This is a genomic window from Vibrio sp. NFR, assembly GCF_027587095.1.
In the GTDB taxonomy this organism is placed as follows: Bacteria; Pseudomonadota; Gammaproteobacteria; order Enterobacterales; family Vibrionaceae; genus Vibrio; species Vibrio harveyi.
Map to the genome: position 1 here is coordinate 190,161 of NZ_JAPPTN010000008.1, position 15,078 is coordinate 205,238.

At 42.4% G+C, this 15,078-nt stretch carries 13 protein-coding genes; 6 read left to right on the top strand and 7 right to left on the bottom strand.

Features of this window, described 5'->3' with window-relative positions:
• Positions 1 to 21 precede the first annotated feature (21 nt).
• A complete protein-coding gene (locus OH463_RS16595) occupies positions 22 to 921 on the top strand; it encodes a LysR family transcriptional regulator (RefSeq protein WP_005452707.1) in 900 nt (299 codons plus the stop codon).
• Positions 922 to 976: 55 nt separating this feature from the next.
• Here the strand turns inward: OH463_RS16595 and yghU are convergent, their stop codons facing one another.
• Positions 977 to 1,837 (bottom strand): glutathione-dependent disulfide-bond oxidoreductase, encoded by an 861-nt coding sequence (gene yghU, locus OH463_RS16600; RefSeq protein ID WP_009697048.1) that lies wholly within the window; start codon positions 1,835 to 1,837, stop codon positions 977 to 979.
• A 215-nt stretch (positions 1,838 to 2,052) separates the two neighbouring features.
• On the bottom strand, positions 2,053 to 2,619 hold the full coding sequence (locus tag OH463_RS16605) for a TetR/AcrR family transcriptional regulator (protein WP_269991704.1): 567 nt from the start codon (positions 2,617 to 2,619) through the stop codon (positions 2,053 to 2,055).
• A 99-nt stretch (positions 2,620 to 2,718) separates the two neighbouring features.
• Between OH463_RS16605 and OH463_RS16610 the strand changes: the two genes are divergently transcribed.
• Positions 2,719 to 3,252, top strand: a complete 534-nt coding sequence (locus OH463_RS16610; RefSeq protein WP_050939449.1) for a dihydrofolate reductase family protein — start codon at positions 2,719 to 2,721, stop codon at positions 3,250 to 3,252.
• Between the two features lie 339 nt (positions 3,253 to 3,591).
• On the opposite strand, the gene OH463_RS16615 is transcribed toward OH463_RS16610, so the two are convergent.
• The 4 genes from OH463_RS16615 to OH463_RS16630 all read right to left on the bottom strand — a co-directional run bounded on the left by OH463_RS16615 (position 3,592) and on the right by OH463_RS16630 (position 8,902).
• Positions 3,592 to 6,306, bottom strand: a complete 2,715-nt coding sequence (locus OH463_RS16615; RefSeq protein ID WP_269991708.1) for an N-6 DNA methylase — start codon at positions 6,304 to 6,306, stop codon at positions 3,592 to 3,594.
• A 522-nt stretch (positions 6,307 to 6,828) separates the two neighbouring features.
• Positions 6,829 to 7,065: a hypothetical protein gene (locus tag OH463_RS16620; RefSeq protein WP_269991711.1), complete on the bottom strand. Its 237-nt coding sequence runs from the start codon at positions 7,063 to 7,065 to the stop codon at positions 6,829 to 6,831.
• 787 nt (positions 7,066 to 7,852) lie between these two features.
• Positions 7,853 to 8,290, bottom strand: coding sequence for an OST-HTH/LOTUS domain-containing protein (locus OH463_RS16625; RefSeq protein ID WP_269991713.1), 438 nt, complete (start codon positions 8,288 to 8,290; stop codon positions 7,853 to 7,855).
• A gap of 21 nt (positions 8,291 to 8,311) precedes the next feature.
• Positions 8,312 to 8,902 (bottom strand): hypothetical protein, encoded by a 591-nt coding sequence (locus OH463_RS16630; protein WP_017818544.1) that lies wholly within the window; start codon positions 8,900 to 8,902, stop codon positions 8,312 to 8,314.
• A gap of 545 nt (positions 8,903 to 9,447) precedes the next feature.
• Here OH463_RS16630 and OH463_RS16635 point away from each other — a divergent pair.
• From OH463_RS16635 to OH463_RS16645, 3 genes are all read left to right on the top strand, one after another.
• On the top strand, positions 9,448 to 10,002 hold the full coding sequence (locus OH463_RS16635) for a carboxypeptidase-like regulatory domain-containing protein (protein WP_269991717.1): 555 nt from the start codon (positions 9,448 to 9,450) through the stop codon (positions 10,000 to 10,002).
• 602 nt (positions 10,003 to 10,604) lie between these two features.
• A complete protein-coding gene (locus OH463_RS16640) occupies positions 10,605 to 11,159 on the top strand; it encodes a DUF6795 domain-containing protein (RefSeq protein WP_050926510.1) in 555 nt (184 codons plus the stop codon).
• 9 nt (positions 11,160 to 11,168) lie between these two features.
• Positions 11,169 to 12,326 (top strand): lipase family protein, encoded by a 1,158-nt coding sequence (locus OH463_RS16645; RefSeq protein WP_050907470.1) that lies wholly within the window; start codon positions 11,169 to 11,171, stop codon positions 12,324 to 12,326.
• A 115-nt stretch (positions 12,327 to 12,441) separates the two neighbouring features.
• Here the strand turns inward: OH463_RS16645 and OH463_RS16650 are convergent, their stop codons facing one another.
• Positions 12,442 to 13,161 (bottom strand): beta-ketoacyl-ACP reductase, encoded by a 720-nt coding sequence (locus tag OH463_RS16650; protein ID WP_050903932.1) that lies wholly within the window; start codon positions 13,159 to 13,161, stop codon positions 12,442 to 12,444.
• A 429-nt stretch (positions 13,162 to 13,590) separates the two neighbouring features.
• On the opposite strand from OH463_RS16650, the gene OH463_RS16655 reads away from it, so the two are divergent.
• On the top strand, positions 13,591 to 15,075 hold the full coding sequence (locus OH463_RS16655; RefSeq protein WP_269991724.1) for a DUF1800 family protein: 1,485 nt from the start codon (positions 13,591 to 13,593) through the stop codon (positions 15,073 to 15,075).
• Positions 15,076 to 15,078 lie beyond the last annotated feature (3 nt).

A 15,078-nucleotide genomic window follows, 5' to 3' on the forward strand; every position in this document is an offset into this window, starting at 1 on the left:
AACGCAACACTAGGATGAAACATGAACGGCACCACCTACAATCAATTAATGATGTTCCATACTATTGCACAAGAAGGCAGCATCACCGCCGCAGCGCGTAAGTTAGAAATCGCACCACCATCGGTGAGTCAGGCATTAAAAATGCTGGAAGAACAACTCGGCTTGCCATTATTTACCCGCACCACTCGTCGCATTGAGCTGACAGAAGCAGGGCAACGCTTATACGATCGAACACTGACTACCATGTCTGATCTTAACCTCGCAGTCGAGAGTGTAAGTGATTTGAGCCGAGTGCCATCGGGCAAAGTTCGTATCACGGTGCCACGCTTTGTTTATCAATCTTTGCTCAAACCTATCTACATTGAGTTTTGCCAACGTTATCCCGATATCCAGTTGGAAATTTCTGTTTCCGATAAAACTGTCGATATCATTCGTGAAGGGTTCGATATGGGTATCCGCTTTGGCGATAAAGTGGAAGAAGGAATGATTGCACGTCAGCTCACTCACCCAGTGAAAGAAGCGTTATTTGCATCACCAAGCTATGTCGCGCAGTTCGGCTTACCCAATACGCCAGAAGACTTAAAAAAGCATAAGTTGATTCAATACCGCTTTATTTCTTCTAATCAAATCGCACCGCTGAAGTTAAACAACAAAGGGGAAGCCATCACCGTCGACATGCCAAGCGCGCTGATCGTCAACGACACCGATCTCATGGTTGACGCTGCCATCAACGGGTTAGGCATTGGTCGTATTGTGACGCCTATCGTACAAGAGGGCTTTCGCACTGGAGAGTTGGTGCCTGTGCTTGAAGAATATTGGCAGCCCTATTCTGGCTTATATGTTTACTTTCACAAGAACACCCAAAAAGCCAAGCGGGTTCGAGTGCTTATCGACTTCTTAATCGAGAAAACACACCACTAGGGATCAAAAAAAGGAATGCACAGGCATTCCTTTTTTGTTTAGTACGATGAAGCGATTACGCAGACTTTTTCGCTAGTGCGGAATCAATGTCTGCAGCGCTGTGACGCTCAGGTACTTGTTCCCACTCTTCACCCCATGAACGGTTAACAATACGACCACGTTGTACTGCTTCGCGTTCATCAATCGCTTTCGCCCAACGCACAACATTCTTGTAGCTCGCCACATCTAAGAACTCTGCCGCATCATACGCACGACCCAGAACAAGGTTACCGTACCATGGCCATGTTGCAATATCGGCAATGCTGTACTCGTCACCACCTAGGAATTCGTTGTTCGCAAGGCGCTTATCCAGCACGTCTAGCTGACGCTTAGCTTCCATAGTGAAGCGGTTGATTGGGTACTCGAACTTCTCTGGTGCATACGCGTAGAAATGCCCAAAACCACCGCCTAGGTATGGCGCAGAACCTTGCAACCAGAACAACCAGTTCATTACCTCAGCGCGCTTCGCGCCTTCTGTTGGTAGGAAGTGACCAAACTTCTCTGCTAGGTAAAACAAGATGTTGCCAGACTCAAAAACATTCACCGGTTCAGCACCTGAACGGTCAACCAAAGCCGGAATCTTCGAGTTCGGGTTTACTGACACAAAGCCTGAACCAAATTGGTCACCATCGCCGATCTTGATCAGGTATGCGTCGTATTCAGCTGCTGTTACGCCTGCCGCCAAAAGCTCCTCAAACATGATCGTCACTTTCTGACCATTTGGCGTACCCATTGAGTAAAGCTGAAATGGGTGCTCACCAACAGGAAGCTCTTGCTCATGACGCGCGCCAGAATCCGGACGGTTAATGCTCGCCCACTGACCGCCATTTTCATTATCGTTTGTCCAAACTTTTGGTGGAATGTATTCGTTAGCCATTGTTATCCCTTATTGTGTTTGAATGCATCTTCAAACTGACGGCTCTAGCACGCCAGCAAGCATTATTGAAAGTATCCCTTCGCCTTTCGCTTCGGGCATAACCAAGATATTAGGTCTAATTAACCAAATAAAAGTCCTGTAATCTCTTTTAGTTAGAACCTTTGGTTATGGGAATTTCTTTCAGGGTATATACCCAAACAGCGCGTTAATGTGAGCTAGGTTCGAGATACCAACAATGATGAGCAGATCAGACTTAACGGTCCATCCAACATATCAGTCTTAATCAAGCTCGCATCATGGCAACAGCTAATCGACAGCGCAAAACCGTGTAAGTAATCCGCCAGCAGATCCAAACTGTCTTTCTCTACTTGCTGGGATAAACCCAAGGGTTGAACAATCAATTGATAGCGCTCAGTAAACACTTGAGCCGGTCCGTGGGATGTCATGCTCAACATGGTTTGCAACAGCCCGTTATACTCACGCAACAGCTCAATATAACTAACGCACAGGTGTTTGAGTTCGCTTTGCCAATCTTCATTTGCTTGCGGTTGATAAATGTCTTCCACCGACGATGTTGTTAACGCTTCAAGCAAAGCATTTTTGTTTTTGAAGTAGTAATAGATCGCCATAGGATCCACATTCAATTGGGTCGCTAGCAGGCGAATACTTGGTACCTTTCCTTCCTTTTTCATCAATAACTTAGCCGACTCCAAAATGCTTTCTGCACTCAGTTGTGACTGCTTTGCGGTCGGTCTTCCACGTTTCTTTTCGTTGACAGACATTTGATCTTCTCGATAAACTCAGCATTATTCTACATTGTAGAATTAATTTTAACCCATACTTTAGCTTGGCTCAAGCATCACTACTTTGATGAGGTACTCATGGCAAATATCGTATTTATTGCAACCAGTCTGGACGGTTACATCGCAGATAAACAAGGCAAACTCGACTGGCTACAATCCGTACCAAATCCCGACAATATTGATACTGGCTTCTTCCCATTAATGGAACGTATTGACGGCTTAGTCATGGGGCGTAATACCTTAGATGTTGTGCTGAGTTTTGATTGTGATTGGCCGTACAGTAAACCCGTGTTCGTACTCAGCAATACCATGACAGAAGTCCCACAGGGCTACGAAGACAAAGTCTTTTTAGTAAAAGGCGAGCTAAAAGATGTGCTTACTGACCTGAATGCAAAAGGCTTTAACGAGCTATACATCGACGGCGGTGTGACGATTCAGAACTTTTTAAAAGAAGATCTTATCGATGAAATGGTGATCACGCGCTTCCCTATTCTACTTGGCGGCGGCGCACCTTTATTTGGTGATTTGCAACAGCCACTCAATTTTAAAGTGACCAATTGCGAAGTTGTTTTGGATACCTTAGTACAAACCACTTACGTGCGTGAAAGGTAATCTACCTAGATAATTTAAACAAAAGAAAAACGCCCTTCCTAGAGATAGGAGAGGCGTTTTTTATTTGTATTGTTCTAGCTTGGTGAAGACCGTTTTGGGACAGAAGTGAGTTAGAGATGTTGTGATTGACGCCCGCGACACCGGACAATTTGGATTGGAGTGGAAAATTGTTCCGAGTGCTTGCGCTTGTTATGTGTTATCTGTGCCATCTTAACGAGATTAAAATTCGGCCAGAAGCTGACATCGAAAATAGTGAACGACCCTAGAATTAATACACGTACTAATCTCATATTCTAGTTATTCTTAGGGAAGTTAATTCAGCCTAAATCTAGTCCCCTACTAACATAGCTCTAGCTCATCCCCAGGACTCACCATTTTTTCGACCCAATAAATAAAATCAGACCTGACCTCTTTACTCTCTACAGATGTTCCTGACTCGAAGCTTTTCAGCATAAACCCATGCCCCGACTCTTTATCGATAGAGAAAATTTCTTCTTTTCGAGTATTGGGGTTATAAGCCAGAGAAATCATGGGGTATAGACAAATGAAATCGGACTTATACTGAATATAAAGCTTATCAATAGACAAGTTTTGCTCAGAGCTAAATTGGACCTTTTCAAATGCGGGATGATCCCCCTTTAGCGTACTGGCGGAGTACACCAACTCATCACCACGCCATTGTTTATCAATCTTGTCGATACGGATTAACTCACAATCTGAAATAAACTCAATATGCATCAGCAGCTCATCTAAAGTTTTAGATTGTTCCTCTCCCCCCAATTTTCTTTCGTGACGATTTGAGGGACCACGATGATGCTTATAATCATTAAGCTTAGATACAAGGTTTTCCCTAGCATTTTTTGCGAATACCGACTCTTTCTTACCACCGGGTTTGTACCAAACCTGAGAGAAAGACTGTGCAATTGGCTCCTCCACAGAGCTCAAGAGCTTACAGGCTTTTTGGAGTATCGTTTGAAAATCACCAGGCGATACACCTCTACAAACATAAGACTGAAACTCCTTAAGTAACTCTACCTTGTCAGAATTGTTATCAATACCACCATATTTAACACTCAACGCAATTCCCACAGCAGATAGGAAAGACAATAACTGCTCCCCATATTTCATCTGCCGTTCGTAAATTCCTGCGATCTCGTGCTCTAGATATATATTTCTATAGGCATAAGCTAACGGGAATGGATACTGCGTTCTTACACGATATTTAATGTCGTCCTTTTGCTTTAGTGCAGCCTCAAGAGCACTTGCTGTAAATCGTGCATCTTCAAAACGACTGCTGATATCACTAGGAGCATACCCATCAAACAGGGCCTTCTTGTACTCTCTGACCTTCTCATACTCATTTTTTAGTGACGCTTCGAGCGCATTCATTTCCCTCACCAGATCGATAATCTTCGGGTCTGGTATGGGTACTTCCAACGCACGGATTGACTTGAGCGTCTGGGTAGGAATAACTGAGTAGCTCCTCGCATTGCTAATACGACTTGCAACTTGATCAGAGTTGAGGAACTGGCAGATAAATTCCATCTTATCCATATCTAGGCTGGAACTTCGAATGATAAAGACGGTATCTTCCACTGCACAGCCTTGTTCTCGAACACCCACTAAGTAGGCGGCGGGATTAGCCCCTATACGTTGGAGCAAAATATCCCCTTTCTCAGCATATCGAATAGGTTTCGAGAAGCCAGCCAGATTCTTCTTTGCAAGATCATCTAAGTCTATTTGACTTGTCCTTAGGTCTTTGCCCCTAATAACAGGTTGATCGCCTTCTTCAACCCGCGAAAGAGAGGTTCCTTGAAGTACATCGGCAATGTCACCGATTTTTGACCATTCATCAGACAAATGCCCAGCGTTACTTTTATTTGCAGGAATATACTCACTAGGGATCAAACAATACTGATTGTCAGCAATAGCACTATAGGAAGCATCAATAACCCCCTCTTCAGGATAGCGTGAGAGACTCATGTTACGAATCATTTTGATGTTTTCGTATGACAAACGATTTTGTCTTCTATGGTCACTCTCAAAGCACTCATCCGCTTTGACAAAGCGAACCGATTCTTGTCGTTCGCTGTTTTTGAAGAACAAAATGGCACATCGCAAGCCTGTATGTGGCAATAGGTTAGCAGGCAAAGAAATCACCAGTTTCAACATGCCGGATTGCAACCAGCTCTTTCTAGCCTGTTCAGCATCACCAGTCTGAAACAGCAGCCCCATAGGAACTAGGTATGCAGCCCTTCCTTCAGGTTTTAGATGCTGGAGCCCCAACTCAATAAAATTGGCCGACATATCCTGATAAGCTATTCCACGTAAAGCATCAGAGTACATATGCCGTGCTTGGTCGCGGTTCAGTTTTCTAATTGGAGGGTTACTAAGCACTACGTCAAATTGAGGTAAATCGCTTGCAAAAGCAAAGCTAGATCCTCGAATTTCATGATAGTACTGTTTTGAAATCAAAGTCTTTAACCGAACAACGACTAGATTGAAGGCATTTTTATCTCCCCCCCAAAATTGAAAGTCAGGCAATCCTGTTTGCTGGACAGCATTCAGAAAACCACCTGACCCCATACAGGGATCAAATAGAGTCTCCCCTGACGACACTTCGACCAAATCAGCCATCAATTCAGCTACAGAACTCGGAGTTACAAATTCGCCACTTTTTCCATCGGTAATAGAATAAACAGAGTCCAACAGTTCGAGTATTCCCACATCCAAATCGATATACAACGAACTCGCATCATACAAAAAACGATGGAGAGCAGGATGTTCAAATGGTATATAGTAAACGTTATTAAGATCCCGATAACTACCAAGAAAATCTGCTTCAAACTCGCCGATAACCCCTCTTAAAAAGGAATCCATCTCTCGAGGTAATACCATCATTAACTTATCTGGATTACCATCTTTACGAAGAGCAAATAAGCTTACTACCGCACCAAGAGCTATAGACTCCGGACGAGGGCCGTAGCTTCGCAACACTTCAAGATATCTTGAGAGAGCGGACTGCAATAGCTCATTATCCGGTCTTTCGTCCATGATGACTCCTGTTAGACTAATAAATTCTGGGAATTTCGGAGAGTAGTTTACTAAAAACTCAATGCCCGCATTGGGTCGGAATCAGACTTACTATGACCACCGCATAACATCTTATTCAATAGCGTTACGCCCCCTGTAATTAGAGCAAAACGCTATGTATCTACCTGTTAGCGTTCACTTTATCACCTAGATAAAGCGATATCCACCATAGGGTTAAACTACATGGTAAGAATTACTAGAGTGGAAGAGAGCACTATCGCAGGAGGAAACAGAGCATCGTCTGCCACTGTGAATTAGAGCAGTGAAAAATGACACTCTCAGCACCGCGACAAGACAAAGAAAGCTCGAACGATAACTCACTTTGGGGCACTTCTGTGTTACAAAGTGCCAACTGTGAAGGTTCTGGACAAAAATGAATCAACAGGGCTCTAGCTGAATTAAGATGGATACTGCTTATATTCATAAGATTCAACCCAAAGGCAAGCTATTCAAGCTCATTATCTTCAGTTATATAGTCAACTACTAAAACGGGTCCAGCAAATCTTCATCAAACCTAAGCCCTTCTAAGCCATACTTTTCGCACAGGATCTTGAAAGACTCAGTAGCATAAAGCGCAGTGCAACCTTGGAGATGGGATTTGAAAACAAAACGTCGTTCGATGTCCTCGTTGTCAAACTCAAGTGTTTCCAAGCCATCTTCAACACCAAAACTAAGGCAGTTGAAAGCGTACATGGTTTCGCTACCGACGTTTATTGGCAAGAACTCCCCCTCTGATATAAGTACCGATTCTAGCTTATCACATGCCTCTACAGTCAATCCTAAACATGTACTTCGCCATGTTGATATATCAGGTATTGTAGAGTCTTTTCCTAAAACGTCCTCAAAAGCGCTAACGATACCCTCTTTCCAAAGTGGTAGTAAGGGCTCATTAGTTACTGGTTACACTCGGAGTTGCCTTACCAGCTTTTGTCACCCAACTGATTAGCCAGGTTCATTATATCCAGTGTCATAGTTTTGAACTCGTGTGGGCGTTGCTTTAACTGATAGACTTTCATGATTGACCGTTACAGCTAATGTCCTTCTTTTCAATAATTTTCTGCGGATATCCACCATGCAGAAGTTTGCGCTCACGCTGAAATCTTTATCTATAGCATCAATACGCTGCTTGTAGGCTTCTTCCGATTCATTCTTAGGGGCAACACTATTCTTTTTGTCATGGTAATCAGTGGTCCGACACTCATAGCGATAAAGCGCCAACTCCAATGCAGATGGGTTACCAGGTCGTGCAGGTCTTGGCTTTGGCGTATACTTTAAACTATCTTCCTTGTAAGTTTGGTTGGATAAATATTAATGGTGCGATACTTTCGATAAAAGCTGCAAGCTATCAGAAAAAAAGTGGTAACGAAACACTCAATGCCTTCACTACTATCTCACTAAAAAAAAGTAGGTCATTAAACCGTTCGCGCCATGCCATTGACCGATTTCACTACAAAGGTTTGGGGCAATAATGAGTCACCACATCTATTGAATCTACCTGCAAAGCCCATCACTTCTGTTTGCTCGCCTTCGTTATCAACTGAAACTCCATACCAGAACGTTTTATGTTGCGGGTTTTATAGCGTGTCGGATACTTGTCAAAAAAATCAGACAGCTTCTTTAATCCGTAGTTTCTAGGATCGAAATCTGGCTTCAATCTCTTCAAATACTTACCAATTTCACCAAGTTTAGCCCATCCTGACTCGTCTCTATAGTTTTGCCATGCCTGATGCATCAATCGCCAAAGTTCACGTTCAGCGTCTTGACTAGAGTTAGGTTGTGCTCCCCCCAGTTCAACATCAGCATTCAAGTTTTCAATAGCAACAAAATCATCACAAGCGTTTTTAAATGAAGTCGGTGTCATTGCTTTTCCAACACCAATGACATGGATCTCCGACTCTCTCAATCTCGTGGCAAGACTTGTAAAGTCACTATCACTGGAGATCAAAGCAAAAGAACACTTGTTAGCTTATTCACAGTACTTTTCCTCAGCTGGAAGCGATGTACTGACTGCACCATCTTGCAAATGATTGTAAGCCAGATAAGCCATAGTTCTGGCTTTTGTATTGTATGTTAATGCTCTGATTGTTTTAGAAGTTTCGATTAAATCATCTACTGGGATACCCACAAAATCTTTGCATGCGATGACTTTATCGTATTCGTCACCTATCGCCATGGCTTTGTCAATATTAGCCTCAGTCTTTTCACTCCAATCGTAATATAGGTTTTTCTGAGTTTGACGTGCATCTTGCTTCAATGCATTACGCACTGGCTCTGACACTTCTAACGCATTGATGAATGCCTCAATATCGTCGCGTATTCCGTCCTTGTTTTCATCACGACCAGTCAGGGAGTCGCTTCTGTCTAATGTGTAATCAAATTTTCGATACAGCAGAGCAAATTGGTCATCAATTGTAGGCTGAGCTTTAAGTTCTTCAGCAAGCTCCGGTGTTTTTTTAAAACTCTGATATTGGCTATTGTGATTTGGCGCTGAAGGCGTGGTGTTTTGCTGGTTACAGCCAGAGAGAACAAGCAGAGCGAGTAGCGATAATTTTTTCATATGCATAATCCATGTTTTTTATGGATATTACATCTGTGCTTTACGGATAGACCAATTGCGTTTTGTTATACCGAGTAAACAACTGGCAACTTAATTCTCCAAATATTTATGCCTTTATCTTGAAACCAAAACGCCCTTAACCTAAGCGAAGGACATTTTTTTAATTTTTTAAGCTTAACTAAACTCATTGTTAGGCATAAAAATAGAGGATGCTAACCACAAATAACTTCTGTCCAGAGGCTGTCGCATAACGCATCTAAGGAAATTTCAGTCTAATATACTATTGAAAAAATGAAGGTTCCTGTTAACGGAAAATATAATAGAAAGCCGCTCCAATGAACTGACGTCTCATTTTTGACAACAAATTCAAATTGATCACTATCTTGCCTTAGACAATATTGCCAGTTCTGTTTTCGGCATATAGCATGCCAGAGACAAACCATATGAATATCAATAGTTTGGATATGCTTAGAGGTTTACTATCGTTAACACACCTCAGTTTTCTGTTAGTTTTTACACTTTCAGCTTTTGGCTCGGAGAACAAAATGTTTAGAAAGAAAACGGTTCAGCTGTTCCCTCCAGTGACTGGAAAACTTACCAACAATGGTTCCCCCTTACCTGGTGTTAAATTAAAAAGAAGCTATGAATTTATCGATGTTACCGATGATGAAATACATGATTACACGACAACTGACAGTGAGGGACGCTTTAGTTTTCCTGAGTTAACCATGCAATCACGCCATGCCGACAATCCCTTTGCTACCAATGTTATCTGGCAAGGTATTCGTATTGAAAGTGATGATCCAAGCAATGCTGAAGATGATGAAGTCTACCTATGGGATGCGAACTCTCGAGGGGTTACACATAATGCTTACTTTGTAGAGATGTTATCTGCTCTAAATTGCGATCTATCGAATAGTGAAGAAGTGATTTATGTGTATAACTCAAAATACCCCAGTGGCGTAATTGTATACCCTATAGTCAGCATTTGTAGATGGCCTAAACGATCTGAAATTGAAAAAAGAAAAGCCGCAGACATTGAAGAGTTTGATGAGCTTAAAAATTTGGATAAGTACGGAAATATTAATGGATTAATTTAGGGAATAAAAGTGATAATACTTCCTCCAAGGTTAACCTCTGATCCAACTAATTTTTCTCATTCTATTATTGAATAAAAAACGAAGAATTGCGCTCTTACTTCACATACAAAAACATTTCTAAACTCAAAATGGGGAAATTAGAAAAACCTTGGCTATAACTTCAATAAAATTGCTCAAACGTTTATATCGAGGCGTCAATGGAGCTATTAATCGTTTTAAGTTTTTTAAGCTTAACTAAACTCATTGTTGGATATAATCATTTGAGGATATTAACAACAAATAACTTCTATCCATAAGCTGTCGAATAACACATCTAAGGAAATTTCAGTCTAATATACTATTGAAAAAAGCAATATTCTTGTTAACGGCAAATATAATAGAAAGCCGCTCCAATGGAATTGACGTCTCATTTTTGACAACAAATCCAAATTGATCACTATCTTGCCTTAGACAATATTGCCAGTTCTGTTTTCAGCATATAGCATGCCAATACAAACTACATGCATATCAACAGGTTGAACATGTTTAGAAGTTTACTATCGTTAACGCACCTTAGTTTTCTGTTAGTTTTTGCACTTTCAGCTTGTGGCTCGGAGAACAAAATGTTTAGAAAGAAAACAGTTCAGCTTTTCCCTCCAGTGGCTGGAAAACTTACCAACAATGGTTCCCCTTTACCAGATGTTAAATTAAAAAGAAGCTATGAATTTATCGATGTTACTGATGGTGAAATACATGATTACACGACAACTGACAGCGAGGGACGCTTTAGTTTTCCTGAGTTAACCATGCAATCACGCCATGCCGACAATCCCTTTGCTACCAATGTTATCTGGCAGGGAATTCGTATTGACGATGATGATCAAAACAAGGTAGAAGATGATGAAGTCTACCTTTGGGATGCGAACTCTCGAGGAGTTAAACATAATGCTTACTTTGTAGAGATGTTATCTGCTCTAAATTGCGATCTATCGAATAGTGAAGAAGTGATTTATGTGTATAACTCAAAATACCCCAGTGGCGTAATTGTATACCCTATAGTCAGTATTTGCAGATGGCCTAAACGATCTGAAATTGAAAAAAGAAAAGCCGCAGACATTGAAGAGTTTGATGAGCTAAAAAATTTGGATAAGTACGGTAATATTAATGGATTAATTTAAGGGATTAAAATGACAACACTTTCTCCAAGGTTAGCCTCTGAGCTAGCTAACTTTGCCTATTCTATTCGTGAAAGCAAACGAAGAATTGAGCCCTTACCTTACATACAAAAGTATTTCGAAACTCAACATAGGGCAACTAGCAAAACTGGTGGTTATATTTTCAATAAAGAAACAGGTTTTGCCGCTTTAGGATATGGTAAAGAGAGATACAAAGGTGATGCAATCATTGCCATAAGAGGTACAAAAATGACCTCTGGTCACGATTGGGGGACTAACGCTCAAGTTGGCTTAAAGGGCAGCGATAATGGACAGACAGTACATGCGGGATTTCAACGTACGTTTTCATTATTACGTCCCCAACTAAAAAAGTTTCTTGATGAGTGGTACGGACATTCAAATTCTGGAATCGTGCATTGTGTTGGACATAGCCTAGGAGGTGCCTTAGCCACGCTTACTGCCGACTGGTTGGCGACAAGCTCTCTTGCTAGCAATGTGAACTTATATACCTTTGGCGCTCCTCGTGCAGGTCTATCTGGTTTTGCTATGGCAAATACAAATAGAGTTAACAACATTTATCGCTGCACTCATGGCGCAGATGTCGTGCCTAAAGTGCCTCTTTGGCCCTTTGTTCATTCTCCGTATAAAGGCTTTGAGTTCCGACTCGATGGTGGACAGGGAATCTGCCCTAGCGCTCATGGTATGGATCCTGAAGCAGGTGCTATTCCGGGGTATCTTGCTACAGCAAAAAAAGAAGATTGGGGAACATTGCAAAAAACTGCTAGTGATTATCTTTCCCCTGTACGGCTAGATTATGATAAGCGCAACCAAGCTAGTTACAATAATTACTGGACTGACCGATTAAGCGCCGCTCTACTAACGCTTCTTAAAGACGCAGGTTATTATACTGCAGTGGTCGCTCAAGCTGCCATCAGCAGTGGAGCGACTTTATATGATTTTATCGCTCAAACTTTGGTTAAAATAACAGAAGCCGGAAAAACTGCAGCATCACAAGTAAAAGGCTTGTTGGGTCATATGTTGGTATTTGCTGGTTCAGCTAGTTCAATTGTTAAAGATTTAACCTTTAAAACCATTAGAGGTATCTTCAATAAAATGCTCAATCGTTTATATCGAGGCGTCAATGAAGCTATTAAGCGTTTTTATGATTAACAGCTTCAACCTGTTTTTATGGAAAACGGGTTCCAATAACTAAGTTGACTCTATCCAACAAAAACGCCCTTCACTCAGATGAAGGGCGTTTGTTATTTGAGGTTTAGTTCGTTGGTTAAAGCACTAAACCACCGTCAATCTTGAGCACTTGTCCTGTAATGTAAGCGCTCTTGTCGGAGGTGAGGAAGGACACACCATTAGCGATGTCTTGTACTGACCCCATTCGACCTAATGGGGTTTTGCCTTCCATCATTTCAATGACTTTTTCTGGTAGGTTTTTGGTCATGTCGGTGGCGATAAAACCTGGCGCGACACAATTGACGCGGATCTGTGCCCCCTTTCTCGATAGCTCTTTCGCCCAGCCTTTGCTCATTGAAATAACGCCGCCTTTACTTGCGCCATAGTTGCTCTGACCGATATTGCCATCCGTTCCCACGATAGAAGAAATACTTACAATACTGCCCTCCCCCTGCTCTAGCATGACAGGAGCAACACGTTGAGTTAGTAAGAATACGGCTTTTAAGTTCACGTCGATAACGCTGTCCCAATCTTGCTCTAGCATGTCTGGCAGCAATGCATCACGAGTAATGCCGGCGTTATTAACCAGCGCATCGATTCTGCCATGCTGTTTTACGATACTATCTACCACTTCGCGAACGGTTGTGGCATCGCACAAATTGACTTGATAACTGCTTAACTGCGCTGACTGGCTCCATTCCACAGGCGATATGTCCAGCCCGACTACGTGGAATCCATCCTCCAGTAATTGCTCACAAATAGCTTGGCCAATACCACGAGCCGCACCAGTGACTACTGCTACTTTTTCCGGTTTCATCTTGGTCTTCCTTAAATGTTGAGATTACAAATTCGCTGTTATCCCTAGGTTTGTTGTTTTTATGCTTAGTCGCGTTATAGCTGTGCTTCTCGTACGCAGGGTCTTTCATAAACTATAGAAACAGTCTGGGAGTCGGATGTGAACTAATCAAGACATCTTGATGATGGTTTGCCAAATAATGCGTTTCCGTCACTGTTCTATCGATGTTGCTGCGCAACAAATGCGCTTTTTGTTGAATAAGCAGCCTTTCACTTAAAGCTCACCCATTTAATTCTTAGATTATGCAGCAAAGTCACAATAAACCTGTGGGTATTACATTCTTGTTATCAAAAATCTGGATTACGATTTTAAAGATACAGCGTGCTTTTAAACATGGATGCGAGAAAGACGCCTCACCTGACAAAGATAACAATACCTACGGGAGATAAAATGAATCAGGCTTACATAGATGCAGCAAGAACGCTGCAACAGTGCACATTTGGGCCATCCCAACGTGACATTAATGACCTCGTTCAATCAGGAAGCATTGAAAACTGGGTCGCTCAACAAACACTTATCCCTTCTTCATCTTGGCTTACTCACTTTGAACAAGATGAGTTGAATGTTCCCGACTTAGGACAGGGCTTGTATTACGCCAGCAGTTGGACGCGCATGACGGTGGAAGGCAACGATATTCTGCGTCAACGCATCGGTTATACCCTTTCTCAACTGTTTGTCGTGAGCGTAAAAGACCCAGCATTTAGTGCAGCGTCTAAGCGTCGTTACATGTGTAATTACTTCGATGGGCTGCTCGATAACGCTTTTGCGAACTTCCGTGATGTGATTCGCTTTGTATCGAAATCGCCAATCATGGGCGAATACCTAACCTTTGTAAACAACGTTTCTAATGAGCTCACTGCACCAGATGAAAACTACGCGCGAGAGCTGTTGCAGTTATTCACTCTTGGTCCTGTCAAGCTGCGCAATAACGGTGAAGTCCGTTTGGATGCCGAAGGTAACGAAATGGCATCTTACACCCAAGTAGATATTGAACAACTGGCCCGCGTGTTTACCGGCTGGAAGTTCATTGATATCCGCGGTAATGACAAATACAGCCAACCGATGTTGCCACGCGGCGAGCATGACATGGGCGAAAAACGTATTCTTGGTAAAACCTTCCCCGCCGGTGTGGGTGCAGAGGATGAGCTGGAAGCAGTGATTGAGCATTTGATGAAGCAGAACACACTCTACACTTTTGTAACTAAGTTCTTCATCAATAAGCTTGTGACCAGTAACCCGAGAGCGGGCTACATTCGCCGTGTCCGCCGGGCATTTAAACGCTCTGATGGCGACATGCAAACTCTAGTAGTTGCGATTTTAACTGACAAAGACGCCCTGCGTTCTGGTAACTCAGTGGGCAAATTGCGTGACCCGCTATCTGTCTTTACTCATGCGATGCGCGCTCTGCAAGTGAAGCGTCGTGACGGTGTGATGATGTGGCCAAAACAATTCAATTGGTATAGTCGAACGCTGCCTTTATCTGCCCCATCTGTGTTTTATTACTATCAACCTGATGACGCGCCAAATCATCCTGATTTTAATGGTTTGGTGGCACCCGAGTTTAATGTGTATCAATGGCATGACATTTACCAATACGGGATTCAGTTCCGTGAGTTGATTGCTCGCTTCGAACAGGAAAACAAAGATTGGTACATGGATGAAACCTTGTTCATCCGTTACCTTGCGTTTGATGATGAAGGGGTTGTTGATTACCTCAATGAGCATTTGTTCGCTTTTCAAATGAGTGAGCAAGCGCGCCAATGCTATCTCGATTACCTCGCTCAGTGTCCGGGACGCAAACCGGAATGGCGCAAAGAGATTAAGAATCTCGTCATGAACGCACTGCTTTCACCAGAATTCATCACACAGGGGTAAACA

Bases quoted from the DNA above. Each gene is read 5' to 3' on its own strand.
- OH463_RS16595 (WP_005452707.1), top strand. From the start codon at position 22: ATGAACGGCACCACCTACAATCAATTAATGATGTTCCATACTATTGCA.
- yghU (WP_009697048.1), bottom strand. From the start codon at position 1,837: ATGGCTAACGAATACATTCCACCAAAAGTTTGGACAAACGATAATGAA.
- OH463_RS16605 (WP_269991704.1), bottom strand. From the start codon at position 2,619: ATGTCTGTCAACGAAAAGAAACGTGGAAGACCGACCGCAAAGCAGTCA.
- OH463_RS16610 (WP_050939449.1), top strand. From the start codon at position 2,719: ATGGCAAATATCGTATTTATTGCAACCAGTCTGGACGGTTACATCGCA.
- OH463_RS16615 (WP_269991708.1), bottom strand. From the start codon at position 6,306: ATGGACGAAAGACCGGATAATGAGCTATTGCAGTCCGCTCTCTCAAGA.
- OH463_RS16630 (WP_017818544.1), bottom strand. From the start codon at position 8,902: ATGAAAAAATTATCGCTACTCGCTCTGCTTGTTCTCTCTGGCTGTAAC.
- OH463_RS16635 (WP_269991717.1), top strand. From the start codon at position 9,448: ATGTTTAGAAAGAAAACGGTTCAGCTGTTCCCTCCAGTGACTGGAAAA.
- OH463_RS16640 (WP_050926510.1), top strand. From the start codon at position 10,605: ATGTTTAGAAAGAAAACAGTTCAGCTTTTCCCTCCAGTGGCTGGAAAA.
- OH463_RS16645 (WP_050907470.1), top strand. From the start codon at position 11,169: ATGACAACACTTTCTCCAAGGTTAGCCTCTGAGCTAGCTAACTTTGCC.
- OH463_RS16650 (WP_050903932.1), bottom strand. From the start codon at position 13,161: ATGAAACCGGAAAAAGTAGCAGTAGTCACTGGTGCGGCTCGTGGTATT.
- OH463_RS16655 (WP_269991724.1), top strand. From the start codon at position 13,591: ATGAATCAGGCTTACATAGATGCAGCAAGAACGCTGCAACAGTGCACA.